At 67.4% G+C, this 25293-nt stretch carries 26 protein-coding genes; 9 read left to right on the forward strand and 17 right to left on the reverse strand.

Features of this window, described 5'->3' with window-relative positions:
* Positions 1-188: 188 nt before the first annotated feature.
* From ftsH to ruvB, 6 genes are all read right to left on the reverse strand, one after another.
* Positions 189-2141, reverse strand: a complete 1953-nt coding sequence (ftsH, locus tag RH91_RS02350; RefSeq protein ID WP_010160901.1) for an ATP-dependent zinc metalloprotease FtsH — start codon at positions 2139-2141, stop codon at positions 189-191.
* Positions 2142-2222: 81 nt separating this feature from the next.
* Positions 2223-3245 (reverse strand): tRNA lysidine(34) synthetase TilS, encoded by a 1023-nt coding sequence (gene tilS, locus RH91_RS02355; RefSeq protein WP_010160902.1) that lies wholly within the window; start codon positions 3243-3245, stop codon positions 2223-2225.
* Position 3246: 1 nt separating this feature from the next.
* On the reverse strand, positions 3247-4245 hold the full coding sequence (locus tag RH91_RS02360; protein WP_010160903.1) for a tetratricopeptide repeat protein: 999 nt from the start codon (positions 4243-4245) through the stop codon (positions 3247-3249).
* A gap of 52 nt (positions 4246-4297) precedes the next feature.
* Positions 4298-5233: a helix-turn-helix domain-containing protein gene (locus tag RH91_RS02365; protein ID WP_010160904.1), complete on the reverse strand. Its 936-nt coding sequence runs from the start codon at positions 5231-5233 to the stop codon at positions 4298-4300.
* Positions 5234-5342: 109 nt separating this feature from the next.
* Positions 5343-7613 (reverse strand): phosphoenolpyruvate--protein phosphotransferase, encoded by a 2271-nt coding sequence (ptsP, locus tag RH91_RS02370; RefSeq protein ID WP_010160905.1) that lies wholly within the window; start codon positions 7611-7613, stop codon positions 5343-5345.
* Between the two features lie 95 nt (positions 7614-7708).
* A complete protein-coding gene (ruvB, locus tag RH91_RS02375; RefSeq protein ID WP_010160906.1) occupies positions 7709-8731 on the reverse strand; it encodes a Holliday junction branch migration DNA helicase RuvB in 1023 nt (340 codons plus the stop codon).
* Between the two features lie 59 nt (positions 8732-8790).
* Here ruvB and RH91_RS02380 point away from each other — a divergent pair, with 59 nt between their 5' ends.
* Complete coding sequence (locus RH91_RS02380; protein ID WP_010160907.1) at positions 8791-9690, forward strand: 2-hydroxyacid dehydrogenase; 900 nt, start codon at positions 8791-8793, stop codon at positions 9688-9690.
* An 8-nt stretch (positions 9691-9698) separates the two neighbouring features.
* Here RH91_RS02380 and ruvA read toward each other — a convergent pair whose 3' ends face one another.
* The 5 genes from ruvA to RH91_RS02405 form a co-directional block, all read right to left on the reverse strand.
* Complete coding sequence (gene ruvA, locus RH91_RS02385; protein WP_010160908.1) at positions 9699-10295, reverse strand: Holliday junction branch migration protein RuvA; 597 nt, start codon at positions 10293-10295, stop codon at positions 9699-9701.
* Positions 10296-10424: 129 nt separating this feature from the next.
* Complete coding sequence (ruvC, locus tag RH91_RS02390) at positions 10425-10910, reverse strand: crossover junction endodeoxyribonuclease RuvC (protein WP_010160909.1); 486 nt, start codon at positions 10908-10910, stop codon at positions 10425-10427.
* A 381-nt stretch (positions 10911-11291) separates the two neighbouring features.
* Positions 11292-12035 (reverse strand): YebC/PmpR family DNA-binding transcriptional regulator, encoded by a 744-nt coding sequence (locus tag RH91_RS02395; RefSeq protein ID WP_010160910.1) that lies wholly within the window; start codon positions 12033-12035, stop codon positions 11292-11294.
* A 137-nt stretch (positions 12036-12172) separates the two neighbouring features.
* The gene (locus tag RH91_RS02400; RefSeq protein WP_010160912.1) at positions 12173-12412 is read right to left on the reverse strand and encodes a DUF2312 domain-containing protein; all 240 of its coding nucleotides are present in this window, start codon (positions 12410-12412) and stop codon (positions 12173-12175) included.
* Positions 12413-12629: 217 nt separating this feature from the next.
* Entirely contained in the window at positions 12630-12926 is a 297-nt protein-coding gene (locus tag RH91_RS02405; protein WP_010160913.1) for a DUF1244 domain-containing protein, read from the reverse strand.
* A gap of 81 nt (positions 12927-13007) precedes the next feature.
* Between RH91_RS02405 and pyk the strand changes: the two genes are divergently transcribed.
* Positions 13008-14462, forward strand: a complete 1455-nt coding sequence (gene pyk / locus RH91_RS02410; RefSeq protein WP_010160914.1) for a pyruvate kinase — start codon at positions 13008-13010, stop codon at positions 14460-14462.
* Between the two features lie 228 nt (positions 14463-14690).
* On the opposite strand, the gene RH91_RS02415 is transcribed toward pyk, so the two are convergent.
* Entirely contained in the window at positions 14691-15308 is a 618-nt protein-coding gene (locus RH91_RS02415) for an HAD family hydrolase (RefSeq protein ID WP_010160915.1), read from the reverse strand.
* Positions 15309-15315: 7 nt separating this feature from the next.
* Positions 15316-15441, reverse strand: coding sequence for a type B 50S ribosomal protein L36 (gene ykgO / locus RH91_RS02420; RefSeq protein ID WP_010160916.1), 126 nt, complete (start codon positions 15439-15441; stop codon positions 15316-15318).
* Between the two features lie 151 nt (positions 15442-15592).
* On the opposite strand from ykgO, the gene RH91_RS02425 reads away from it, so the two are divergent.
* The gene (locus RH91_RS02425; RefSeq protein WP_029623541.1) at positions 15593-16288 is read left to right on the forward strand and encodes a DUF4136 domain-containing protein; all 696 of its coding nucleotides are present in this window, start codon (positions 15593-15595) and stop codon (positions 16286-16288) included.
* A complete protein-coding gene (locus RH91_RS02430) occupies positions 16285-17433 on the forward strand; it encodes a M14 family metallopeptidase (RefSeq protein WP_010160918.1) in 1149 nt (382 codons plus the stop codon). The genes RH91_RS02425 and RH91_RS02430 overlap by 4 nt, the downstream gene beginning before the upstream one ends.
* A gap of 46 nt (positions 17434-17479) precedes the next feature.
* Here RH91_RS02430 and RH91_RS02435 read toward each other — a convergent pair whose 3' ends face one another.
* A complete protein-coding gene (locus RH91_RS02435; RefSeq protein WP_010160919.1) occupies positions 17480-18379 on the reverse strand; it encodes a LysR family transcriptional regulator in 900 nt (299 codons plus the stop codon).
* A gap of 97 nt (positions 18380-18476) precedes the next feature.
* Here RH91_RS02435 and RH91_RS02440 point away from each other — a divergent pair, with 97 nt between their 5' ends.
* From RH91_RS02440 to gpmA, 3 genes are all read left to right on the forward strand, one after another.
* On the forward strand, positions 18477-19217 hold the full coding sequence (locus RH91_RS02440) for an SDR family oxidoreductase (RefSeq protein WP_010160920.1): 741 nt from the start codon (positions 18477-18479) through the stop codon (positions 19215-19217).
* A gap of 64 nt (positions 19218-19281) precedes the next feature.
* Positions 19282-19494, forward strand: coding sequence for a tautomerase family protein (locus RH91_RS02445; protein ID WP_010160922.1), 213 nt, complete (start codon positions 19282-19284; stop codon positions 19492-19494).
* A 183-nt stretch (positions 19495-19677) separates the two neighbouring features.
* Positions 19678-20364: a 2,3-diphosphoglycerate-dependent phosphoglycerate mutase gene (gene gpmA, locus RH91_RS02450; RefSeq protein ID WP_010160923.1), complete on the forward strand. Its 687-nt coding sequence runs from the start codon at positions 19678-19680 to the stop codon at positions 20362-20364.
* Positions 20365-20542: 178 nt separating this feature from the next.
* On the opposite strand, the gene RH91_RS02455 is transcribed toward gpmA, so the two are convergent.
* Entirely contained in the window at positions 20543-21151 is a 609-nt protein-coding gene (locus tag RH91_RS02455) for a hypothetical protein (protein ID WP_010160924.1), read from the reverse strand.
* Between the two features lie 166 nt (positions 21152-21317).
* Here RH91_RS02455 and purE point away from each other — a divergent pair, with 166 nt between their 5' ends.
* Positions 21318-21797 carry a 5-(carboxyamino)imidazole ribonucleotide mutase gene (gene purE / locus RH91_RS02460; protein WP_010160925.1) on the forward strand — a complete coding sequence of 160 codons (480 nt, stop codon included), beginning with the start codon at positions 21318-21320 and terminating at the stop codon, positions 21795-21797.
* Positions 21794-22861 (forward strand): 5-(carboxyamino)imidazole ribonucleotide synthase, encoded by a 1068-nt coding sequence (locus RH91_RS02465; RefSeq protein WP_010160926.1) that lies wholly within the window; start codon positions 21794-21796, stop codon positions 22859-22861. The genes purE and RH91_RS02465 overlap by 4 nt, the downstream gene beginning before the upstream one ends.
* 43 nt (positions 22862-22904) lie before the next feature.
* Here RH91_RS02465 and RH91_RS02470 read toward each other — a convergent pair whose 3' ends face one another.
* Positions 22905-24800: a CocE/NonD family hydrolase gene (locus RH91_RS02470; protein ID WP_029623543.1), complete on the reverse strand. Its 1896-nt coding sequence runs from the start codon at positions 24798-24800 to the stop codon at positions 22905-22907.
* A 178-nt stretch (positions 24801-24978) separates the two neighbouring features.
* Positions 24979-25281: a hypothetical protein gene (locus tag RH91_RS02475; RefSeq protein ID WP_010160928.1), complete on the reverse strand. Its 303-nt coding sequence runs from the start codon at positions 25279-25281 to the stop codon at positions 24979-24981.
* Positions 25282-25293 lie beyond the last annotated feature (12 nt).

Genomic DNA, 25293 nt, shown 5'->3' on the forward strand with positions numbered 1-25293 from the left:
GCACCCGCAATTGCCGATCGTCCCCGCATCCCTACCCCTCCGCTTGCCATTGACCGAAGGTGTCACGGGCCAAGGGTTGGCAAAAGGGCAGGAGACGCCGTTTACGCCGAGCCGCCTCACCACGTCGCCAGATCCGAAAAAGGCGCCGACCCGATCGGGACGACGCCTTTTACGCAGGTCAGTTCGGATCAGGCGCCAGCGGGTGCCGGGCTCCCGAACGGGCCGCCGCCCTTGGGTCGCCGCGTCTTGGGGATCGAGGTGCCCGCCCCCGGAACCGAGGGGCTCTTGGGACCATCGTCGCGCGACATGCTGCCGTCGGCGATCAGCGCCTTGATCTCGTCGCCCGAAAGCGTCTCATATTCGAGCAGCGCGCCCGCCAGCAGGTGCAACTGGTCGATGTGATGCGTCAGCAGATGCTTGGCGCGATCGAGACCACCCTGAACGATCGTCTTGATCTCGTCGTCGATCAGTTGCGCGGTCTGGTTCGACATGCGGACCGGCTGCGAGCTCGAATAGCCGAGGAACGACTCACCTTCCGGCTGCGAATATTCGACCGGACCGACCTTGTCCGACATGCCCCATTTGGTGACCATGTCGCGCGCGAGACCCGTCGCATACTGGATGTCCGAAGACGCCCCCGACGACACCTTGTCATAGCCGAAGATCACTTCCTCTGCGACACGACCGCCCATCGCGACCGCGAGGTTCGCGTACATCTTGTCGCGGTGATAGCTGTACGAATCGCGCTCCGGCAGACGCATCACCATGCCCAGCGCGCGACCGCGCGGAATGATCGTCGCCTTGTGGATCGGATCGGACGCCGCTTCGTGGATCGAGACGATCGCATGGCCCGCCTCGTGATAGGCGGTCATCCGCTTCTCATCCTCGGTCATGACCATCGACCGACGCTCGGCGCCCATCATGACCTTGTCCTTGGCTTCCTCGAACTCGCCCATCGCGACCAGCCGCTTGCCCTTGCGCGCCGCGGTCAGCGCCGCCTCGTTGACAAGGTTGGCGAGATCCGCGCCCGAGAAGCCCGGGGTACCGCGTGCGATGACGCGCGCATCGACGTCGGGTGCCAGCGGCACCTTCTTCATGTGGACTTCGAGGATCTTGATCCGGCCCTCGATATCCGGCCGCGGCACGACGACCTGACGATCGAAGCGGCCCGGACGCAACAGTGCGGGATCAAGGACGTCGGGACGGTTGGTCGCCGCGATGATGATGATGCCCTCGTTCGCCTCGAACCCGTCCATCTCCACGAGCAACTGGTTGAGCGTCTGCTCGCGCTCGTCATTGCCGTTGCCGAGTCCGGCCCCGCGATGACGACCGACCGCGTCGATTTCGTCGATGAAGACGATGCAGGGCGCAGACTTCTTGGCCTGTTCGAACATGTCGCGGACACGGCTCGCGCCGACGCCGACGAACATCTCGACGAAGTCCGAACCCGATATGGTGAAGAAGGGCACGCCAGCCTCACCCGCGATGGCGCGGGCAAGCAAGGTCTTGCCGGTCCCCGGCGAACCGACGAGCAGCGCGCCCTTCGGGATCTTGCCGCCGAGGCGGGCGAACTTGGTCGGGTCCTTGAGGAACTCGACGATCTCCTGCAACTCCTCGCGCGCCTCGTCGATGCCGGCGACGTCGTCGAAGGTCACGCGACCTTCCTTCTGCGTCAGCATCTTCGCGCGGCTCTTGCCGAAGCCCATCGCGCCCGAGCCCGAGTTTTTCTGCATCTGGCGGAGGACGAAATAGCCGAGGCCGAGGAACAGGAAGAACGGCAGCGACTGCATCAGCAGGATCTGCCAGATCGGCGCGCCCTCTTCCGGCTTCGCGCTGATTACGACGCCCTTTTCGCGCAGGCGATCGGTCAGCCGCGGATCCTGCGGCGCGAAGGTGCGGAACTTGGTGTTGTCGGAATAGGTGCCGGTGACGACCTCGCCCGCGATATTGACGTCGTGGACCGCACCACTCTCGACCTTGTCGAGAAAGGTCGAATAGGCGATCTGGTTCGACCCCGTCGTCGCGGTACGGGTGTCGATCAGCGTCACGAACAATGCCAGCGCAACCAGGATGCCGACCCAGATGAGCAGCGACTTCATCCAGGGGTTCGGGCCTTCGGGCGGCTTCTCGTTATCGTTCATGGGTGGGTCGTACCTTTCTCGAACGCCCAAGATAAGCACAGAAGGATTAATGGCAATGGAACGCGAGGACGGATTCGTCGATCAGGACGATCGACGCGGCGGTTCCGGACGAAAATACCAGATCCCGCAATGTTCTGACACCATCACGCCCGCCTTGGTGCCCGGCGTACCCGCACGCAACGACTCGAGCACCGGCTCGATATCGCCCGCCGACTCGAAGACGGGGCGCGAGATACGGTGCTTTTCGCGCACCCGTGCGATTGCCCTGCGGGCCAGCATCCGCTGCATGTCACGCGGCAGATCCCCCAACCGCACTTTCACGCCCACCGCGTCGTCGGAGACGAGCCGTTCGTCCCACAGCCACGCCGCCATCGCCTCCAGCGCGCGTTGCGCGGAACCCGCATGAGCCGCCGTACGGGCAAGGCCTGCCGGGTCGAGCCAAGGCGTCTCGCGTAGCATGTGCCGCACGCGCACCCGCTCGAAGTGCGTATCGTCGTTGCTCGGATCGTCGACGAAGGGAATCGCGCCATTCGTCACGACCGCGCGCAACGCGGCGCGGCGCCAGCCGAGCAGCGGACGGATGATCGTGAAATGCCCCCCGTCGCCGCTGATCGCGTGCGTCCGCCGCAACCGGACGCCGGCAAGCCCGGCCGGACCGGTTCCCCGAACCGCGCGCATCAGGAAGGTTTCCGCCTGATCCTCGACATGATGCGCGGTCGCCAGCGCCACCGCGCCGGAGTCGATCACCCATTGCCCCATAACGTCATAGCGCAGCGCACGCGCCGTCGCCTGGATCGCAGTCTTTCCGATCGTCTCGCGCAACGGCAGCGTCCGGTGCGGGACGCCGCGGGTCACACACCAGCGCGCGACCATTGCGGCTTCGTCCGCGGCGGCGGGGCGCAGGCCGTGATCGACGGTCGCCGCGCACACGCGCCCCGGAAACGCCGCGGTCGCCAGCGCGAGCATCGCCATGCTGTCGGGCCCGCCAGACACCGCGAGCGCCAGCACGCCGTCCGTCGCCAGCGGCGCGCCCAGCGTATCCGCCACATCCCCGCGAAACCGCGCGACCTGCGCGGGATCGAGCCCCGGATCCGGGGCGGTCATGTCAGCTGCAGTTCGAGGCCGCGCGGCCCTTTGCCACCCCTGCCTTCATCTTGGGGTCGGCATCGACCTTCGCGCCATAGGTGCGCTGGAGTTCGGTGTAGACCTTGCACACCTGTGCCGCGGGCTTGTCGAGCTTCACCAGCGCCTGTGCGAGGTAGAACAGGCTCTCGGGCGCGCGGTCGCCATCGGGCCAGGTCTTGTAGCTGTCGTAGAAGGCGAGGCTGGCGAGCGATGGCTTGCCATCTTCGAGATACGACCGGCCGAGCAGGTTCTGCGCATAGCTTGCGCGCTTGTGCTTTGGGTATTTGGTCGTGACCGTCTTGAACTGCGTTTCCGCCTCGGCATATCGCTTCGCCGTCCACAGCCGATAGCCGTAGAGATAGGTATCCTCGACCGGATCGCCGGTCTCCGGACGCTCGACCGAAGCGACCTGGGTAGTCCGCTGCGTATCCCCCGCCACGGCGGCGGCGCGGGTCGGGTTGGCCATCGTCGGCGCCGCGGCGTCCGGGGACGGGCGCGACACGCTCGGCCGCGGGTTCGCGGGGGCCGGGCGGTCGCCCGCCTGCTCCTCGAGCGTCCGCGCTTCGCCCGCGCCGCCGAACGCGCCGGGCGCAGCGGCGGGCGGCGTATCGGCCGCACGCGCGGCAGCGTTGGTCTCGATCGTTCTGAGGCGGCCTTCGAGCACGTCGATCCGATGCTGGTTGGTCTCGACCTGCCCGGTCATCTGGCGCAGCTGCGCTTCGAGCGAATCGACGCGCGCAGTGAGATCCGCGACCGGGCTGGCGGCGGGGGTGCCCGGGATCACCGCCTGCGGCCGTGCCGCAACATTGTCAGGCTCGACATAGGCCCCCGCGCCGCCCGGGAAGACCTTGCGCTGGACCGCACGCATCTCGCTCTCGAGCCGACCGACGCGACCCTCGACATTGGACTGCGCGAGCGCTGGTGTCCCGCCGAGCATGGTGGCGGCGAGCAGGATCGTGACGACTGGAAACTGGCGCATCAAACACCCCCCGGTGCAAGAAAGGAAAGAAAGATCGCGACGCGGACCGACGTCACGGCGTGGGGCTGCTGCCGCCCGACGGCGCGGCGGGTTCCGGCGCGACCGCGGCCGGGGCGGCGATGTTAAGCCCCGAGCCAGACGCCGCGGCGGTCCGCGGCGATCCTTGCGAACGCTGCGTCGTGTCGGGTGCCGCACCCGCTTCGGTCGAAGGCTTGCCCCGCGCGATCAGCGACGCGGGGTCGACCTTGACGTCCTTGATCGCGCGCTTGCCGTCGCCCAGCGGCGTGATCGGCTGGCCGCCGACCGTCACGCGCAGCTTGTCGGGACGGCCGACGTTGATCATCGGCCCGGCGGCATCGCCCGGCACCGTATAGGCCTCGCCCGGCTTGAGCGTCCCGATGTAGAGCGTCTTGTTCGCGCCGTCATAGACCTTGAGCCACACCTCGTCGGTCGCAGTGAGCACGACAGGCCCGTTCTGCGGCGTGGGGATCGGCGCCGGAGCCGGTGCTGCGACGGGCACGGTGCTGGCGACCGGCGCGGAACCGACCGGTGCGTTTTCCTCGGGATGGAACAGGTTGGTGCCATACCAGATCCCCGCCCCGATCAGCAGAATCACCGCCGCGATCAACGCACCGAGCGCAAGCCCGCGGGTCGGGCCACGCGACGGCTCGACGATTTCATACGCCTCATATTCGATCCGGCGTGGCGTGCTCGGCTTGTCGACCGCTCCCCGGATATCGCGCCCGACCGCAACCTCGTCGACCCCCACGGCGCGGGCGTACGCCTTGGCGAAGCCGACCGAATAGGTGATCGACGGCAGTGCGGCGAAGTTCGACTGCTCGATCGCCTCGAGCTGGCGCACCGGAATCCGCGTGCGCGCCGCGACTTCGGCAAGCGACAGCCCCATCGCCTCGCGCGCCTCGCGCAGCCGCTCGCCAGCCGTCTTGGGGAACAGCGTCGCCTCTTCAGGCGGTAACGGATCGGTCATGCAGTCCTCCGGCCGGACGGTTGCGCCCCGGGTGCGCCCGGCCCTCGCCCCCGTGTCTCACAAAGCGGGCGGGACAAGTCAACGCCTTGCGCGCTTGTCGCCGCCCGGTTCACGCCAGTTCGACGTCGTGTTGCCGGGCCCATTCGGTCAATGCGCCGCGCATGTCGCGCGGCGGGGCCTTGAGCAGCGTCGCCATATGCGCGGACAAGGCCGCGCGATCGAGCGTGCGGACCATCGCCTTGATCGGCCCGACCGCCGCCGGTGTGATCGAAAGCCGTTCGATCCCAAGGCCGATCAGCGCCATCGCTTCCAACGGCCGCCCGCCCATCTCGCCGCACACCGTAAGCTGCACGTCCGCCGCGCGCGTCGGCTCGACCAGCTTTACAAGGAAGCGCAGGATCGCCGCGCTCAGCCAGTCATAGCGTTCGGCGAGCTTGGGGTTGGCGCGATCGGCGGCGAACAGGAATTGCGTCAGGTCGTTGGTGCCGACCGACAGGAACGAGATGTTGGGCAGCAGCAGGTCGAGCTGCTCGGCCAGCGCCGGGACCTCGAGCATCGCGCCATAGCGGATTTCTGTCGGCAATTTCTTGTTGCGCGCGGAAAGCCAGTCGCGCTGCGCCTCGAACAAGGCGCGCGCTTCGTCGAATTCCCACGGCTCGCTCACCATCGGGAACATCACGCTCAAGGTCCGCCCCGCCGCCGCCTCGAGCAGCGCGCGCGCCTGGACCTTCATCAACCCGCCACGCTCCAGCGCCAGCCTGAGCGCACGCCACCCCATCGCGGGGTTCTCCTCATCCGCGTCGGTCTTGTTGAGATAGGGCAGCGCCTTGTCGCCGCCGATGTCGACCGTGCGGAACACCACCGGGCGATCGCCTGCGGCTTCGAGCACGTCGCGGTACAGCCGTTGCTGGCGCTCGCGCGAGGGGAGCGTGGCGGAAACGAGGAACTGGAATTCGGTGCGGAACAGCCCGATTCCGTCCGCCCCGGTCATGTCGAGCGCGGCGACGTCGTCGCGCAGCCCGGCGTTGACCATCAGCGTGAGGCGGTGGCCGTCCTTCGTCACCGGTGCTTCGCTCTTGAGCGCGGCGAACACCGCGCGGCGCTTCTGGCGGAGTTGCAACGCGGTCTCGAACACTTCCTCCATCGCGGACGACGGGCGCGCGAAGACGTTGCCCGCGGTGACGTCGAGCAACAACAGATCGCCCTCGCCGATCAGCCGCCGCACATCGCGCACCCGTCCGAGCACCGGCACGCCCATCGCGCGCGCGACGATCGTGACATGGGCGGTCAGTGAGCCTTCCTCGAGGATCACGCCCTTCAGGCGACGGCGGTCATATTCGAGCAGCTCGGCGGGCCCGAGATTGCGCGCGATCAGGATCGTGTCCTGCCGCAGCCCCATCTGCGCGGCGGTACCCATCTGCCCCGAGACGATCCGCAGCAACCGGTTCGACAGATCCTCGAGATCGTGCATCCGATCCGCGAGCAAAGGATCATCGATCTGCCGCATCCGCATCCGCGTGCGCTGCTGGACGCGCTCGATCGCCGCTTCGGCGGTAAGCCCGCTGTCGATCGCCTCGTTGATGCGACGGCTCCAGCCCTCGTCATAGGCGAACATCTTGTACGTCTCGAGCACTTCCTCATGCTCGCCACCGCCGCCGAATTCGGCCTGGCTCGCGAGCCGCTCGATCTGGTCGCGCATCTTGTCAAACGCGGCATAGACGCGGTGGCGCTCGGCCTCGGCATCCTCGGCGACGGTATGTTCGACATGGACGCGCGGCTGGTGGAACACGGCATAGCCGCTCGCCATCCCGTCGACGAGCCGAAGCCCGGCGATCCGCATCGGCGCGGTCGACTGCGGGCGCATCGTCGCCGCGCCGCTGGCGTCGACCAGTTCGGCATTGGCGATGAGTTCGCTCAGCACCATCGCGACCGTCTGCAACGCCTCGATCTCCACATCGGCGTAGCGGCGCGATTCGACGTGCTGGACGCACAACACGCCGACTGCGCGCTCGCGCCGGATGATCGGCACGCCCGCGAAACTGTGAAACCGATCCTCGCCGGTCTCGGGGCGATAGGCGAAATCGGGGTGCGACGCGGCCTCGTCGAGATTGAGCGTCTCGACCTGTTCGGCGATCGTGCCGACGAGCCCCTCGCCCATCGCCAGCTTAGTGACGTGCACCGCCTCCTGCGCGAGGCCGCGGGTGGCGAAGAGTTCGAGCACGCCTTCGCGGAGCAGGTAGATCGAACAGACCTCGCTCGCCATCGCCTCGCCGACGATCCCGACGACCGCGTTGAGCTTTGATTGCGCCGGCGTTCGCGACGCCATCACGTCGTGAAGACGGACGAGGATCTCGCGGGCGGAAGCGGCTGCAGTCGTCATGCGATGGCGCTAACAGATTGCTTGGCCACGTTCCATCTTGCGCCGCACAACATAATCTTTGGCCGGCTGTTCGGGTGGGGGATCAGGATCGCACCTCAGCTTTCGAACAGGCTTTCCTGGCTCCCCGCCGGCGGGTTGAGCCCGAGGTGCTTCCACCCGCCCGCATTGAGGCACCGCCCCCGCGCCGTCCGCGCGATCAGGCCCAACTGGATGAGATACGGTTCGATCACTTCCTCGACCGTGTCGCGGGGTTCGCTCAAGCCCGCCGCAAGGGTTTCCACCCCGACCGGGCCGCCGCGATAAATGTCCGCGATCATCATCAGGTAGCGCCGGTCCATCGCGTCGAGCCCGAGCTTGTCGACCTCGAGCCGGTTGAGCGCAAGATCGGCCTCGGTCGCATCGACGCTGTCCCGTCCGGCGGCATGCGCGAAATCACGGACGCGGCGGAGCAGCCGCCCTGCGATGCGCGGCGTCCCGCGCGACCGGCGGGCGACTTCGGTCGCGCCCTCGGGGGTGATCGCAAGGCCGAGCAGCCCGGCCGCGCGCGTCACGACCCGCGTCAGTTCCTCGACCGTGTAGAAGGACAGCCGCACCGGGATGCCGAAGCGGTCCCGCAGCGGCGTGGTGAGCAACCCTTGCCGGGTGGTCGCGCCGACCAAGGTAAAGCGCGGGAGGTCGATCCGGACGCTGCGCGCGCTCGGCCCCTCGCCGATCATCAGGTCGAGCGCGCGGTCCTCCATCGCGGGGTAGAGGACTTCCTCGACCGCGGGCTGGAGGCGGTGGATCTCGTCGATGAACAGCACGTCGCCATCCTCGAGATTGGTCAGTAGCGCGGCGAGATCCCCCGACTTGGCGATCACAGGCCCCGAGGTCGCGCGGAACCCGACCCCCATCTCGCGCGCGATGATCTGCGCGAGCGTGGTCTTGCCGAGCCCCGGCGGGCCGAAGAACAACACGTGATCGAGCGCATCGCCACGCGCACGTGCCGCCGCAATGAAGACGCGCAGATTCTCGCGCGCGGCCTTCTGCCCGACGAAATCGTCGAGCGACTTTGGGCGCAGCGCGGCATCGACGTCCTCGGGCGTGCGGGCAGCGGTGAGGATGCGGTCTTCGGTCATTGCGACGCGATAGCGCGCGGTGGCTGGGCGGGGCAAGGCGCAGCGGGTAAGGCGTGACGATGGCTGACCTTCCCGATCTGTATCTCATCGCCGACATGGCCCCCGATCTGGTCGCTGCGCTGGAGCAGCGCTTCACGGTCCACCGCACCGATCCGCCTGCGACGACCCGCGCGATCTGTGGGGGCGGAAGCAGCGTGGTCGACGCCGCGCTGATCGACCGGCTCCCCGCGCTGGAGATCATCGCGATCAACGGCGTTGGTTATGACGGGATCGATTTAGACGTAGCGAAGGCGCGTGGGGTTCGCGTGACCAACACCCCCGACGTGCTGACCGATGACGTCGCCGACCTCGCGATCGGGCTGTGGCTCGCGGTCGAGCGGCGGATCGCGGCGAACGACGCAGCGGTGCGTGACGGCGGCTGGAACGTTCCGCTCGCGCGGCAGGCGAGTGGGCGGACGATCGGGATTTTCGGGCTGGGCCGGATCGGCCAAGCGATCGCGCGGCGCGCCGAACCGTTCGGCGGCGAGATCCTCTACACCGCGCGCAGCGAGAAGCCGGTCACGTGGCGGTTCGTGCCCGACATCACCGCGCTCGCCGCAGCGTGCGACGTGCTGATCCTCGCCGCGCCGGGAGGGGCCGGGACGCAGCGCATCGTCGATGCGGCGGTGCTGGCGGCACTTGGCAACGAGGGCGTGCTGGTCAACGTAGCGCGCGGCAGCCTGGTCGATCAGGGCGCGCTGGTTGCGGCACTGGAAACGCGCGAGATCGCAGGGGCTGGCCTGGACGTCTTCGCGGACGAACCCGCCGTGCCCGAGGCGCTCAAGACGATGCCGAACGTCGTCCTGTCCCCGCATCAGGGCAGCGCCACGGTCGAGACCCGCGCGGCGATGGCGGCGCTCGTGCTCGCCAATCTCGATGCGCATTTTTCAGGCAAACCGTTGCCGAGCGCAGTGGTTTAGCCCGCCCCCTACTTCGCCGCCTTGCGCAGCGCCAGTCTGACCAGTGCGTCGAGCGTCGCGCCTGTGCCGAGTTCCTCCTCCGCCGCCGCGACCGCGCTGCTCGCTTCGGCGGGGCGGAAGCCGAGGTTGAGCAGCGCCGATACCGCATCCGCGCCCGCGCCGACCGGGGCGACCGCGCCGCTGCCGCCGCTGCCGAGCGCGATGCCGCCGGTCTTGTCCTTGAGTTCGCGGACGATCCGCTCGGCGAGCTTGGGGCCGACGCCGTTGGCGCGCGCGACCATCGCCTTGTCCTGCGCGGCGATCGCGCGGACGAGATCGGTCGGTTCGAGCGCCGACAGGATCGCCAGCGCGACCCGCGCGCCGACGCCCTGCACGCCGGTCAGCAGCCGGAACCAGTCGCGTTCGGCCGCGCTTGCGAAGCCGACGAGGCGGATGAAGTCCTCGGCGACCAGCATCTCGGTGTGGAGCATCACCGGCTCGCCGACCGGGCCGATCGCGGAGAGCGTGCGCGACGACGCGCCGACGAGGTAGCCGACCCCGCCGACGTCGATCACCGCATGGTCGAGGTCGGTCGCGCTGAGGACGCCGCGTAAGTGAGCGATCATTGCACAGACGCCAGTCGCGGCATTAGGGTAAGCCCTTGTAAAAGAATGATTGTCTTAGGGCCTCGGCACCCCTCGACCGTCGTGCTGCCGCCGTAGGTACCCGGGACGGCGCTCGGCGGCAAAGCGAAATCAGGGGATGCGCCGGGCGCTCGCCATGTGGTGCGCGTGGCAGATCGCCACGGCCAGCGCGTCCGCCGCGTCCGCGCCGTCGATCTTGACGCCCGGGAGCAGCACCGACACCATCGCATGGACTTGCGCCTTGTCCGCATTGCCGACGCCGACCACCGCCTTCTTGACCAGCCGCGCGGCATATTCGCCGACCTCGAGCCCGACCCGCGCGCCCGCGCACAGCACGACGCCGCGCGCCTGACCGAGCTTGAGCGTGCTTTGCGGGTTGGAATTGACGAACACTTCCTCGACCGCGCACGCGTCCGGCGCATGATCGACGATCAGCGCGGCGAGCATCGCGTCGAGATGCGCGAGGCGGCGGGCGAGCGGCGCGGCGGTGTCGGTCTTGAGGCGGCCGTTGGCGACGTGGCTCAGGCGGTTGCCTTCGGCGCGGATCAGGCCCCAGCCGGTGGTGCCGAGGCCTGGGTCCAGGCCGAGGATCAGCATGTTGGGTTGGAAGAAGGGGGTTTCACGCAAAGGCGCGAAGCCGCGAAGGAAGAAGGCTTTGGGTCTGTCATTGGTTTGGCCGGGTAAAGGAAGGGGGTTCTCGCACAAAGCCACAAAGGCACGAAGAGGGACGGCAGGGAAGCTACCGTCTCCGCTGCCGTCATCCCGGGCTTGGCCCGGGATTCACCAGAGTTCGAATCCTCCGCTTCGCGGAAGTTACGCGAGGCGATGCCGGAACGAGCCCGGCGTGCCGGGAGGCATTTTCTTCTTCTTTTCGCGGCTTTGCGGCTTTGCGTGATAAATTCTTACTTAGGCCCTTCTCGGTGAGACACTGTCCCACCCCAACCCCTCCCCTGAAGGGGAGGGGCTTTTAAGAGGGCGTTAGCCGAGCTTTTCGAGGATCGCGTCGGACACTTCGTAATTGCCCCAGACCGTCTGCACGTCGTCATCGTCGTCGAGCACGTCGATCAGCTTGAACAGCGTCGCCGCGTCGTCCTCGCCGACTTCGACCATCGTCTGCGGACGCCATGCGAGCTTCGCGCCTTCGGGCTCGCCGAGCACCGGGGTCAGCGCGGTCACGACTTCGTGGAGCGATTCGTTCGAGGTCCAGATCTCGTGACCCTCATCGCTCGACTGGACGTCCTCAGCACCGGCTTCCAGCGCCGCCTCGAACACCTTCTCGGCATCGCCCGCCGACGCCGGATAGGAAATCAGCCCCATCCGATCGAACGCATGGCTGACCGAGCCCGACGCGCCGAGATTGCCACCGTTCTTGGCCATGCCGGTGCGGACGTTGGTCGCGGTGCGGTTGCGGTTGTCGGTGAGCGCCTCGATGATCAGCGAGACACCGCCGGGACCGAAGCCCTCGTAGCGGATTTCCTCGTAATTCTCGGTATCGCCCTTCGATGCCTTGTCGACCGCGCGCTGGATATTGTCCTTGGGCATCGACTGCGCCTTGGCGGCGTTGATCGCCATGCGCAGGCGCGGGTTCATGTCCGGATCGGGCAGGCCCATCTTCGCCGCGACGGTGATTTCGCGGCTGAGCTTGGAGAACATGCCCGAGCGCTTCTTATCCTGCGCGCCCTTGCGGTACATGATGTTCTTGTATTTGGAATGGCCTGCCATGGGTCTCTCTGCTTTGCCTGCGCGTCATCCCGGCGCCTGGGCCGGGATCCATCCTGTGCCCCGTCGCATACCGTCCGGGGCGAAGTGGATGCTGGAACAAGTCCGGCATGACGGCAAGAGTGTAGGTCGGTCGGCGCTTACGCCAGGCCGAGCGCCTGCTTGTACGTCTCGAGCAGCATTTCTGCCTCGTCGCGGTGGTGCTTTTCCATTTTGCGCAGGCGCACGATGGTGCGGATCGTCTTGACGTCGAACCCGGTCGACTTGGCTTCGCCGTAGACATCCTTGATGTCGTCCGCGATGCCCTTTTTCTCTTCCTCGAGCCGCTCGATGCGCTCGATGAGAAGGCGTAGCTGGTCGGCGGCGATGGTCTCGCTCATGAAAAGTCCCCTGCAAACAGATCGTGGACCATCCGTCCCGAACAGGGGCCGGGCAGGGTCGGGGCGTATCGGGGGCGCCGCGCTGGATCAGCGGGCACTTTGCGATACGCCGGGTCGACACGCTCGGTGGCGGTTCAGGGCGAATGGCGGTGGACGCGGGCCTTACCCATCCGCGGCCCCCGCGTCACCCCCCCGCGTCCGCCCTGCCCGCCACGGGTCACGCATTCTTCGCGACGCTGTCCTTCATCCGCTGCAATTGCTCCGGCGTCGCGTCGCCCTGGTGGTGCGTCTTCCACTCACTGTAGGGCATGCCGTAGATCGTCTCGCGCGCGGCGTCCTTGTCGAGGCTGCCGTGCGATGCTTCCTGCACCCAATCCGACAGGCAGTTGCGGCAGAACCCCGCCAGCCCCATCAGGTCGACGTTCTGCGCGTCATCGCGGTGGCGCAGATGGAGCACCAGCCGCCGGAACGCCGCCGCCGCCACCGAATCGTCCAGGTCATTCAAATCGCTCATCGCACGCTCCAAAGGTTGATCGTGCCGAGATAGGGGTTAGAGCGGCACGCGCAACGCCACTCCCCAGGGCAAGGACAATCCATGACAAAGGCCATCAGCCCCCGCGCGCGCAAAGTCCGCATTCTCGCGACGCTCGGTCCCGCCAGCAATACGCCCGAGATGATCGCCACGCTGTTCGAAGCGGGGGCCGATGCCTTCCGCGTCAACATGAGCCACGGCGACCAGCAGTCGAAGGTCGCGGTGATCCAGGCGATCCGCGCGCTCGAGAAGACCTACAATCGCCCGTCGACGATCCTCGCCGATCTGCAGGGGCCGAAGCTGCGCGTCGGCAAGTTCGAGGGCGGCCGGGTCGAGCTCGTCACCGGCAACACCTTCACGCTCGACCGCGATGCGACCCCGGGCGATGCGACTCGCGTCGAGCTCCCGCACCGCGAGATCTTCGAGGCGATCGAGCCCGGTGCCCGGCTGCTGCTCGACGACGGCAAGCTGGTGCTGCGCGTGACCAGCCACACCGAGACGACGATCGTCACCGAGATTATCGTCGGCGGCGCGCTGTCGAACAACAAGGGGCTCAACGTCCCCGACGTCGTGCTGCCGATGGCCGCGCTGACCGAGAAGGATCGTAGCGACCTCGCCTTCGCGGTCGACCAGGGCGTCGACTGGATCGCACTCAGCTTCGTCCAGCGGCCCGAGGATCTCGCCGAGGCGCGCAAGCTGATCGGCGGCAAGACCGCGTTGCTCGCCAAGATCGAGAAGCCTTCGGCAATCGAGCGGCTCGAGGAAATCGTCGAGGCGTGCGACGGCGTGATGGTCGCGCGCGGCGATCTCGGTGTCGAATTGCCGCCCGAGAGCGTGCCCCCGCTCCAGAAGCGGATCATTGAGGTTTCGCGCCGCCTCGGCCGCCCGGTCGTGGTCGCGACGCAGATGCTCGAATCGATGATCTCCTCGCCCTCGCCGACTCGCGCCGAGGTTTCCGACGTGGCGACCGCGATCTATGATGGCGCGGATGCGATCATGCTGTCGGCGGAAAGCGCCGCTGGTGCATGGCCGAAGGAATCGGTCGCGATGATGAACGCGATCGGCGAGGCGGTCGAAAAGGACCCGACGCATGGCGACCGGATCCACTTCACGCAGATCCATTCGGACCCGACCACCGCCGACGCTCTGGCGGAAGCCGCCAAGAACATCGCGCACACCGTCGATGCCGCGGCGATCATCTGCTTCACCGCCTCGGGCTCGACCGCGCGTCGTGTCGCGCGCGAGCGGCCGGGCGTGCCGCTGATGGTGCTGACCCCGAACATCGAGACCGCACGGCGTGCCGGGCTGCTGTGGGGCGCCTATGCGGTCCACACCAAGGACGTCGATTCGTTCGAGGCGATGGTGGCGAAGGCGAAGCGCATGGCGCTGCGCCACACGCTGGCCAAGGCGGGCGACCGCGTGATCATCATCGCGGGCGTGCCGTTCAAGACGCCGGGGTCGACCAACGTGCTCCACGTGGTGCGGATCATCGGGGACGAATTGAAGGACTATAAGTAAGGTAGGACTGACCGACCGCTGACCGTCACCCCAGCCTCGTGCCGGGGTCCACCGTCGTCCGCATCGTCTGCCGCGGACTTGCACCACGGTGGATGCCGGCACGGCCCCGGCATGACGCACGGAAGAGCCGCCGAATCGCTCGTGCTCCTGCGCAGGCAGGCGCCCAGAGTCCGAAGCGCCGCGCCTGTTACCCTGGGCTCCTGCCTGCGCAGGAGCGCTCCATTTGGGTCAGGCTAGAAGTCCGAGGTTTACCAGATCCGCGCGCAGCGTTTCCGCATCGGTGAACACCACCGCGGGCATGCCGACGCTCTGCGCGCCCGCGACATTGTCTTCGCGGTCATCGACGAACAGCGCATCTTCCGCGGCCAATCCGAAGCGATCGAGCGCGAGGCGATAGATGGCAGGATCGGGCTTGGTCAGCAGTTCGTCGCCCGACACCACGATATCGACGAAGCGATCGAACAGGTCCGCCTCACGCGCGCGGAACGGCGGCCAGAACTCGCCGGAGAAGTTGGTGATGGCATAAAGCGGCACGCCCGCCGAATCGATCTCGCGCACGAGCGCGTCCATCCCCGGAAGCATCCCCCCGAGTTGATCGATGAATCGCGGCCCCCAGGCGGCGATCAGATGGGCATGATCCGGATGCGCGGCCGCAAGCTCCGCCGAGGTCTCGGCGAAGGGGCGGCCAGCGTCATGCTGGAAATGCCAGTCCTTGGTCGCAACATCCCGCAGAAACGCGTCGAGCGCCCGATCATCATCGATCAGGCGCTCATAGAGGAACCGCGGGTTCCAGTCGTACAGGACGTTGCCGACGTCGAAAACGACGGCACGCGTCCGGGCACGCATCGGGTGATTAACCCTGGCGCGCCTTGAAGCGACGGTTGGTCTTGTTGATGATGTACGTGCGCCCACGACGACGAATCACGCGGTTGTCGCGATGACGGCCCTTGAGCGACTTCAGGGAATTGCGGATCTTCATGATCGATTCGCTTTGCAAATTCTGGAATGTGGAAAAGAGGCGCTCGCATATGGGGCCAATCACTCTTAGTCAAGATCGGGTTGCCGCGGAACCCCAACCGGGCGTCGAGGCGTTACCCCATCGCAACAAGCTCTCTTAAAGGCGCAAGCGCATGAAAATCGGTTTGGGACTGGCATTGGTAGCAGCAACCGCGCTCGCGGGCTGCGCGACGACGACGCGCAGCGGCCCGGTGGAAGTGACCCGCTTCCACCTCGGCGCACCGCTCGAGACGGGGACGCTCGCGGTCGAGCCGATGCAGCGTGGCGCGGTCGGCCGGTACGGCACATATGGATCGAACGTCGGGACCGAGCCGACCCCGCGCAATCCGCAGGATCGGCAGCCGATCGATGACGGGCTCGAATTCCGCAACTATGCGGGTGCGGTCCAGGCGGAGGCGATGCGGTATGGCTTCACCATGCCGGCCGCCGGCGCGACCTCGCAATATATCGCCGTGGTCGGCTTCAACCGGCAATATCGCGAAGGCGCACCGCGCAGCAGCGGGTTGCAGGTCGGGCTCGGCGGTGGCGGCTATGGCGGCGGTGGCTATCGGGGCGGCGGCGGCGTCGGGCTCGGCGGCGGGATTTCCTTCCCGATCGGTCGTCCGAAATATCGCACCGTGGTGCTGACCGACATGCAGGTGCAGATCCGCCGCCGCAGCGACCAGACGATCATCTGGGAAGGCCGCGCGCAGACCAGCGCCGACGGGTCCGCGCGGGATGCGCAGCCCGATGCGGTCGCGCGGAAATTGGCGATGGCGCTGTTCCAGGGCTTCCCCGGGGATTCGGGCCGCACTATCACGGTGAAATGAGCCTCATCCAGAACACCATCGCCGTTACCGCCGCCTTCGACAGCGGCAACATCCAGCTGGTCGGGATCGATTCGGGGGGCAGCCATGCCGCCCGGATCGATCTCAACATCGCGCACGATCGCCAGTCGGATTTCTACCAGTGGTTCCACTTCCGCGTCTCGGGCGTGAAGGGGACGAGCTGCACCTTCCGGATCCTGAACGCGGGCGGCTCGGCCTATCCGTTCGGCTGGCCGGGCTACAAGGTGCGCGTCAGCACCGACCGGATCCACTGGCGGATGATCCCGACGCGCTACGTCGACGGGGTGCTCGAGTTCGAATGGACCGGGACGGGCGATCTCGCCTGGTTCGCCTATTTCCAGCCGTATACGATGGAACGGCATGACGACCTGGTCGCGCGGATCGCGCTCGCACCGGGCGTGAAGCACCACGAACTCGGCCAGACGCTCGACGGGCGGTCGATCGATTGCTTCGAGCTCGGTACCGGCCCCAAGCCGATATGGTTCTACGCGCGGCAGCATCCGGGCGAGAGCATGGCCGAATGGTTCATGGAAGGCCTGCTCGAGCGGCTGACCGACACCGCCAATCCCGCCACCGCCGCGCTGCTGGCGAAGGCGACGTTCTATTGCGTGCCGAACATGAACCCCGATGGTTCGTTCCGCGGGCATTTGCGCACCAATGCGGCGGGGGTGAACCTCAACCGCGAATGGCTCACCCCGACGCCCGAGAAGAGCCCGGAAGTGCTGTGCGTGCTTGCGGCGATGGACCGGACCGGCGTCGACTTCGCGATGGACGTCCACGGCGACGAGGCGATCCCTGCAAACTTCTTCGCCGGGTTCGAGGGGATTCCGTCGTGGACCGAGACGCAGGGCGCGAAATATACCGAGTTCGGGCAGCGGCTCGAGGCGGTGACCCCCGATTTCCAGACCGCCAAGGGCTATGACAAGGCGGCCCCCGGCCGCGCGAACCTGTCGATGTCGACCAATCAGGTCGCGGAACGGTTCGGCGCGGTGTCGATGACGCTGGAAATGCCGTTCAAGGACCACGATCCCAACCCGGACGCCGAATTCGGCTGGTCGGGCGAGCGCTCGAAGACGCTCGCGCATGCCTGCCTCGACGTGCTGGCGGAGATGATCGACGGGATCTGAGCTGGGGCCTGGGCGCTTCCGTTCGGGTCCAGCGCGGTCGCGCCGGTCACTTCAATAGCGTCGTCTGTTGAAAAACGGTCGTAACGAGATCCAGGAACACGCGCAGACGCGGGGCCGACTGGCGACTTTGCGGAAACAGCGCCGACAGCATCGTCGGGGACGGCGGATTGTCGGGCAACACCTCGACGAGCGTCCCCGCGTCCAGCTCTGCCTTGAACCGATATCGCGGTGCCTGGATCAACCCGAAGCCGCGCCGGGCAAGATCGGCGGTCGTATCGGAATGGTTCGCGCTGACCCGCATCGGAAGCCGGATCTCGCGCAGACCGCCGTCGACGCTGAACTCCAAGGGCATGACCTCCCCGTTTCGCGATGACAGGAAACCGACCATGTCATGTCCACCAAGGTCATCGAGCGAGGCGGGCATGCCGCGCCGTTCGAGATACGCCGGGCTCGCCACGGTCACTTCGCCGATCGTGCCCAGGCGGCGCTGGATCAGGTCGCTGTCGGCGGGGGTGCCGGCCCTGATCGCGCAATCGACGCCTTCGCGGACCAGATCGACCAGCCGATCGCTTTGCCCGAACTGCACGTCGATACGCGGATAGCGGTCCAGAAACCCAGGCAGCGCGGGAAGGATGAACGTCCGGGTCAGCAATCCCGGTGCATCGATCCGCAACGGACCGTGCGGCTCGCTGTCGCGCAGAACCGACTCGGCGTCATCGAGATCGGCGAGGATCATCAGGCAACGTTGATAATATTGCACGCCGTCGGGCGTCGGCGCGACATGCCGCGTCGTGCGATCGAGCAGGCGCGCGCGCAACCGCTGCTCGAGCTGCCGGATGGCTTCCGTCGCGGTCGAGCGGGGAATCCCTCGATCCGCCGCGGCGCGGGTGAAGCTGCCGCGCTCGACGACGCGGACGAACAGGCGAAGGCTGGCGAGGTGGTCCATCCGAACATTGTTCGCGTGGGCCGAACGAACATGTCAAGTTCGGACGGATTATCGCCGATATCTCGACCGACTATCTCCGCGGTGAAGGAGATCTGCCATGTCGCAACACCCGGCGCGAACCGCCATCGTCACAGGAGCATCGAAGGGGATCGGGGCAGCCATCGCCACCAGGCTGTCGGCGGACGGCATCGCCATCGTCGTCAACTACGCGCGGGACCGCGCCTCGGCCGAGCGCATCGTCGCCGCCATCGAACGGGGCGGCGGCCGCGCGATCGCCATGCCGGCGGACATCGCGGATCCGGCGGGGATGCCTGCGCTGTTCGATGCCGCGGAGACGGCGTTCGGCGGTGTCGACATCCTCGTCAACAATGCGGGCATCATGCAGCTCGCGCCGCTGGGGGACTGCGACGACGCGGCGTTCGACAGCCAGGTCGCCACCAATCTCGGTGGCGTCTTCCGCGGGATGCGCGAGGCCGCGAAGCGGATGCGTGACGGCGGGCGGATCGTCAGCGTCTCGTCGAGCGTCGTCGGTCTCTATCAGCCCACCTACGGCGTCTACGCCGCGACCAAGGCAGCGGTCGAGGCGATGACCCACATCCTCGCCAAGGAAATTGGCAAGCGCGGGATCACGGTCAACGCCGTGGCGCCGGGGCCGGTCGCGACCGACCTGTTCCTCGGCGGAAAGTCCGACGAACAGGTCGCCGCGATCGCGCGGATGAACCCGTTCGGCCGGCTCGGCGAGCCCGCGGATATCGCGTCGGTCGTCGCTTTCCTCGCCAGTCCTGACGGCCGCTGGATCAGCGGACAGGTCATTCGCGCGAATGGCGGCGTACTCTGACGAGCAGGCTCGCCGAGCTGCTTCCCCCCTCCCCACCGACCCAACCCAACCCGAAGGACCCGATATGCCGTTTGCCAACTTCAAGGTTCCGGAAGCCGCGCTCACACGCGCGCAGAAGGAAGAGATCGTCCACCGCACGACCGCGATGCTGGTCGAATATTTCTCCGAAGCCGCGCGCCCGCACACGATGGTCCTGATCGAGGAGGTCAAGGATGGCGGGTACGCCCGCGCGGACTCGGTGTTCGTCATCCCCGACGCCTATCGCGCCACCGGGTGAGACTGCCCGGCGGGACCGGGTTGCGGCTCGGTGCCTGTCGCGCGGATGATCGGGGGGCACGGTGGGTCTGCGTCCGCAAATCCGCCTCCGCCCCCAACCCCGAGGTTGATCGCGAATGCCCCAGGCGATACCCCGGCGCGCAATTGGGTTCCCGGCCGTCGTCGGGAAAGGAGACCATCGCACATGCCAACGCTCGTCCTGATCCGCCACGGCCAGTCCAGCTGGAACCTCGAGAATCGCTTCACCGGCTGGTGGGACGTCGACGTGACCGAAAAGGGCGCCGAGGAAGCGCGCGCGGCGGGGCGGTTGATGGCGGAGAAGGGGCTCGATTTCGACCAGTGCTTCACCTCCCTGCAGACCCGCGCGATCAAGACGCTCAATCTGGCGCTCGAGGAAATGCACCGGCTGTGGCTTCCGGTCGAGAAGGACTGGCGCCTGAACGAACGGCATTATGGCGGGCTGACCGGGCTCAACAAGGCCGAGACCGCGGAAAAGCATGGCGAGGCGCAGGTCCACATCTGGCGCCGCAGCTTCGACGTGCCGCCGCCGCCGATGGAAGCGGGCAGCGCCTATGACCTGTCGCAGGACCGCCGCTATGCCGGGATCGCCATTCCCGCGACCGAAAGCCTCAAGGACACGATCGCGCGCGTCCTGCCCTATTGGGAGGCGCGGATCGTGCCGGCGTTGAAGGAGGGGCAGCGCGTGCTGATCTCGGCGCACGGCAATTCACTGCGCGCGCTGGTCAAGCATCTCTCGGGTATCCCGGATGACGAGATCACCACGCTGGAGATCCCGACCGGCCAGCCGATCGTCTACGAACTCGACGACACGCTGGCGGCGACGGATCGCTATTATCTGAACGAGCGCTAATCAGACCGTCACCCCGGCGCGGGGCCGGGGTGACGATGATATTGGGTACGCGGTACAAAACACTTCCGCGCCGCCCCGGCCCGGTGCCGGGGTTCATCCACCTGCGATACGCCATACGCTACAAACTGGCAGGTCGATGAATGCCGGGTGCGCCCGGCGCGACGGGAATTCGGGAAACTCAGTTGGCCTCGGTCTTCACCGTGGTGGTCGTCTTCTCGACCGTCCGGGGTGCCGGGCGTACCGCGGTGTGGCGGACGGTGCGCTTGACGACACGGCGGGCGGCGGGACGCGGCGCGGGGGTCGCGACCTTCTCGGTCTCGGTCGTCACGGTCGTGGTCGGTGCGACCGGGGCTGCGACGACGACGGGGGTCGCGCGGGCGGCGGCTGCATCGGCGGCGGCGGCGGACGCCGCCTGCTCTGCGGCGACCGCGCGCTGGTTGGCGGCGGCGGCATCGGCCTGCGCGTTGGCGGCGGCATCGCGCGCTTCACCGTTGGCGGCGCGTGCCGCCTGGGTCCGCGCGCGCTGCGATTCACCGATGGCGGTGTCGGCCAGCTCGGACGCGTGGTTCGCCGCGGCGATCGCCTGCTCCTTGTCGCCGCGCGCAAGATCCTCCTGTGCGGTGCGCAGCGCGGCCTGCGCGGCTGCCTGCATGCGGGGAACCTCGCCGGTCGCGCCGACCTTGTTGGCGGCATCGATCTTGGCCTGCGCAGCGGCGATCGCGACGCGCGCGCGGTCGGCCTTGCCTTCGGCGAACGCAGGCGTCGCGAAGACGAGAACGGCCGACATTGCGGCGCAGGAAATGGCAGAGATCTTGCGGTTCATTGAAGCAGCACCCTGTACTGTGAGACTGATCCGCTTAACTCGTTCTCGCACCGATTGGTTCCGCAACCGTTATGGTTAAGCCGTCACGCGGATGGTTGCTCTTGCGCCGTCGCCCCGCTAACCCCGGGCGATGGAACCCTCTGTCGGCATCATCATGGGCAGCACTTCCGATTGGGAGACGATGCGCCACGCCGCCGATCTGCTCGACGAGCTCGGCATCGCGCAGGAGGCCAAGGTCGTCTCCGCGCACCGCACCCCGCACCGGCTGTACGACTATGCGGGTAGCGCGGCGGGACGCGGGCTCAAGGTGATCATCGCGGGCGCGGGCGGGGCGGCGCATCTGCCCGGCATGGCCGCCGCGCTGACGCATCTTCCGGTGCTGGGCGTGCCGGTCGAGAGCAAGACGCTCAAGGGCGTCGACAGCCTGTATTCGATCGTCCAGATGCCCGCGGGCATTCCGGTCGGCACGCTCGCGATCGGCAAGGCGGGCGCGAAGAACGCGGCGCTGCTCGCCGCCGCGATCCTCGCGCTGTCCGACCCCGACCTGTCCGCACGGTTGCAGGCGTGGCGCGCCGCGCAGACCGACGGCGTCGCCACCGATCCGGCATGACGATGCTTCCCCCCGGTTCGACGATCGGTATCCTCGGTGGCGGGCAGCTCGGGCGGATGCTCGCGGTGGCCGCGGCGCAGCTCGGCTATCACACGCGCATCCTCGCGCCCGACGAGGAAGCGGTCGCGGCGCAGACCGCGACGAGCTTCACCCGCGCGGATTATCACAGCCGGATCGTGCTCGACGAATTCGCCGCGGCGGCGGATGTCGTCACTTATGAGTTCGAGAATATCGCGCTCGATCCCGTCCAGTATCTCGCGGCGAAGGTGCCGGTCCACCCGGCCCCCGCCGCACTCGGCATCGCGCAGGATCGCGCGAGCGAAAAGGCATTCGTCGGCGAAATCGGTGGCCGCACCGCGCCCTGGGCGAAGGTCGAGACGCTCGCCGAGCTCGAGGCGGCGGTCGCGGAGATCGGGACGCCGGCGATCCTCAAGACACTCCGCATGGGCTATGACGGCAAGGGCCAGGTCCGCATCATGGACGCAGGCGAGGTGGCCGCGGCGTGGGATGCGATCGGGCAGCGGCCCGCGATCCTCGAGGGGTTCGTCACCTTCAGCCACGAATTCTCGATCCTGCTGGTGCGTCGCGGCGACGGGCAGATGGTGAGCTATCCGCCGCCGTGGAACGAGCATGAGGACGGCATCCTCGCGCGCTCCACCCTCCCCGCGCCCGCCGAAATCGCGTCGCAATGGGGCGAGGCGGCGGCGCTTGCGGGGCGGATCGCGGACCGGCTCGACTATGTCGGGGTGCTGGCGTGCGAGTTCTTCGCGGGCGCGGACGGCCCGGTGTTCAACGAAATGGCGCCGCGTGTCCACAATTCGGGGCATTGGACGATCGAGGGCGCGGCGTGTTCGCAATTCGAGAACCACATCCGTGCGATCTGCGGGCTGCCGCTGGGCGATACCGCGCTGACTGCGCCGAGCGTCGCGATGGAGAATCTGATCGGGCATGACGCCGATCGCTGGGCGGAGATCCTCGCGGAGCCGGGCGCGCATCTGCACCTGTACGGCAAGGAAACGCGGCCGGGGCGCAAGATGGGGCATGTAACGCGATTGGGTAGGTAAACGTCTTCTGCTCCCTCTCCCCGCAAGCGGGGAGAGGGAGAAGTCAGTGCACCACTGGCAGCGCGATATAGCTCTGGTCCGGGCCGCTCACCGTCACCTGCTGCGTCGCTTTCACGTAACCCGCCGGTTTCGCGAAGAAGATGTTGGGCACGAAGCTCTGCGGGTTGCGATCGTAGAGCGGGAACCAGCTCGACTGGACCTGCACCATGATGCGGTGCCCGGGCAGGAACACATGGTTCGCCTGCGGCAAGGCCCAGCTATACGCCAGCGGGACGCCGGGCTTGAGCGCCACCGCATGGTCGAGCCCCTCGCGGTAGCGCCCGCGGAAGATGTCCATGCCGACCGCGAGCTGATAGCCCCCCATCTTCGGCTCGCTCGGGACCTGGTCGGGATAGACGTCGATCAGCTTGACCACCCAGTCGCTGTCGGTCCCGCTGGTCGCGGCGGTGAGATGGACGACCGGCTGCCCCGCGATCGTCACCGCCTGCGTCAGCACCGGGCCGGTGAAGGTCAGCACGTCGGGGCGGCTGGAGACGACCCGCTGGTCGCCGACCAGCCACGCCTTCCAGTGATTGTCCTCATAGCCGACCGGGCGGACCGGGCGCGCGACGTTCGTCACCGGATGCGCGGGATCGGAGACATAGTCCGCGGTCTGCACCGGCGCGGTTGCGGGCGCGGGCGCGAAGCCGACCGCGTCGCCCGGCTGGAGGAACAGCTTGGTCATCGCCGGCTGCGCGGACCAGCCGGGCAGACGCTGCCACTGGTTGGTGCCGCTCTGGAACGCGGTGACGGGGGCGACGTCCATCGGCGTGCCCTTGAGGTAATGCGCGAGGAACGGGCCGAGCACGGTGCGGCGCCACCATTTGGCGGTGTCCTGCTCCCATTTGATGTCGCCGAGCGCACTGCCCTCGTCGATCTGCTGGCCGTGATACCACGGGCCCATCGTCAGATAGACCATGTTCCCGGCGGTATCCTGGGGCTTGAGCGCGCGGTACACCGCGGTCGCGCCGTAGATATCCTCCTGGTCCCACAAGCCGTGGACGAGCATCACCGGCACCTTGAGCGGATAGCGCGCGAGGACCTGGTCCATCGCCTGCGCCTGCCAGAAGCTGTCATAGGCCGGATGCGCGGAGAGCTTCCGCCAGAAACCGATCTGGTCGAGCCCGTGCGCCTTGGCGAGCGCGCCCGCCGACCCGGCGCGCATCGCGGAGTCATATTCGTCATAGGTGGTGCGAGCATAAGGCGACGAATTGTCGCGGGTCGCGATCTGCTCCCAGATGTAATCGATCCCGAGCCGGAACGCGCCGTTGTGGAACCAGTCGTCCCCGCGCCAGCCGTCGACCATCGGGTTCTCGGGCACCGCCACCACGAGCGCGGGGTGCGGGTCGATCAGCGGCATCAACGACAGGAAGCCGTCGTAGGAAATCCCCATGATCCCGACCTTGCGGTTCGATTCGGGCAGGTGCTTCACCAGCCAGTCGATCGTGTCGTAGGTGTCGGTCGAATCATCGGTATGCGTTGGGTTGAGCGCGGTGTCGTGGAGCGGCGGGTTCATCATCGCGATGCCCTGCGACCCGTATTTGCCGCGGACGTCCTGCACGACGCGGATGTAGCCGCCCTCGACGATCACGTCGGTCGCATTGTCGTAGCCGGTGATGCTCGAGGCGAGATCGGCGTTGTTGCCGCCCTTCCCCGTCATCCCGTCCGCGCTGTACGGCGTGCGGGTCATCACGATGCCCGCGTCGTGCGCGCCCTTGGGGATCAGGATGATGGTGTGGAGCTTGACCCCGTCGCGCATCGGGATCTCGACGGTGCGGCGCTCATAGTTGAAACCCTCGGTCGCGGGCACGAGCGTGGCGGGGCGTTCGTCGTATTTCTGCGCTTGGACGGTCGCGGGAAAGAGCGCCAATGCTGCGCCCAACAACCAATGTGCCTTCATGCCCCATTCCCCCATCCGTCACCCCGGCCTCGTGCCGGGGTCCACGGGTCGCAGTCCCGATGCGGCGAGTGTGTGGCACGGTGGCCCCCGCGACAAGCCCGGGGTGACCGCAGGCACAAAAAAACGGCCCACTCTCCGAAGGGAGAGCAGGCCGTCTTTCAGCACGACCGCGCCGGCGTTACGCCTGGCGCGTACCCGTCATCGGGAAGCTGCCGAACGCGCCTGCGCCGACCGAACCCGTCAGCGTGTCGCCCTCGGCGGTCGCGCTGCAATCGAGGCTCATCGGCATCGGCACGGTGATCGACATCGTCCACTTGATCGTGTCACCCTCGACCTTGCCGTCTGTGATGTCGACCGCGCCCATCGCGCCGACCTGGCTTCCGGTCCAGCTGTCGCCGTCGGTCTTGACGGTCAGCACTGCCTTCTGGTCGCCCAGCGGCGACTTGACGATCGTATCCCAGCTTCCATCGACAGCAGCCATCGTATCTCTCCT

It is taken from the genome of Sphingomonas sp. PAMC 26617 (assembly GCF_000242835.1).
GTDB lineage: Bacteria > Pseudomonadota > Alphaproteobacteria > Sphingomonadales > Sphingomonadaceae > Sphingomonas.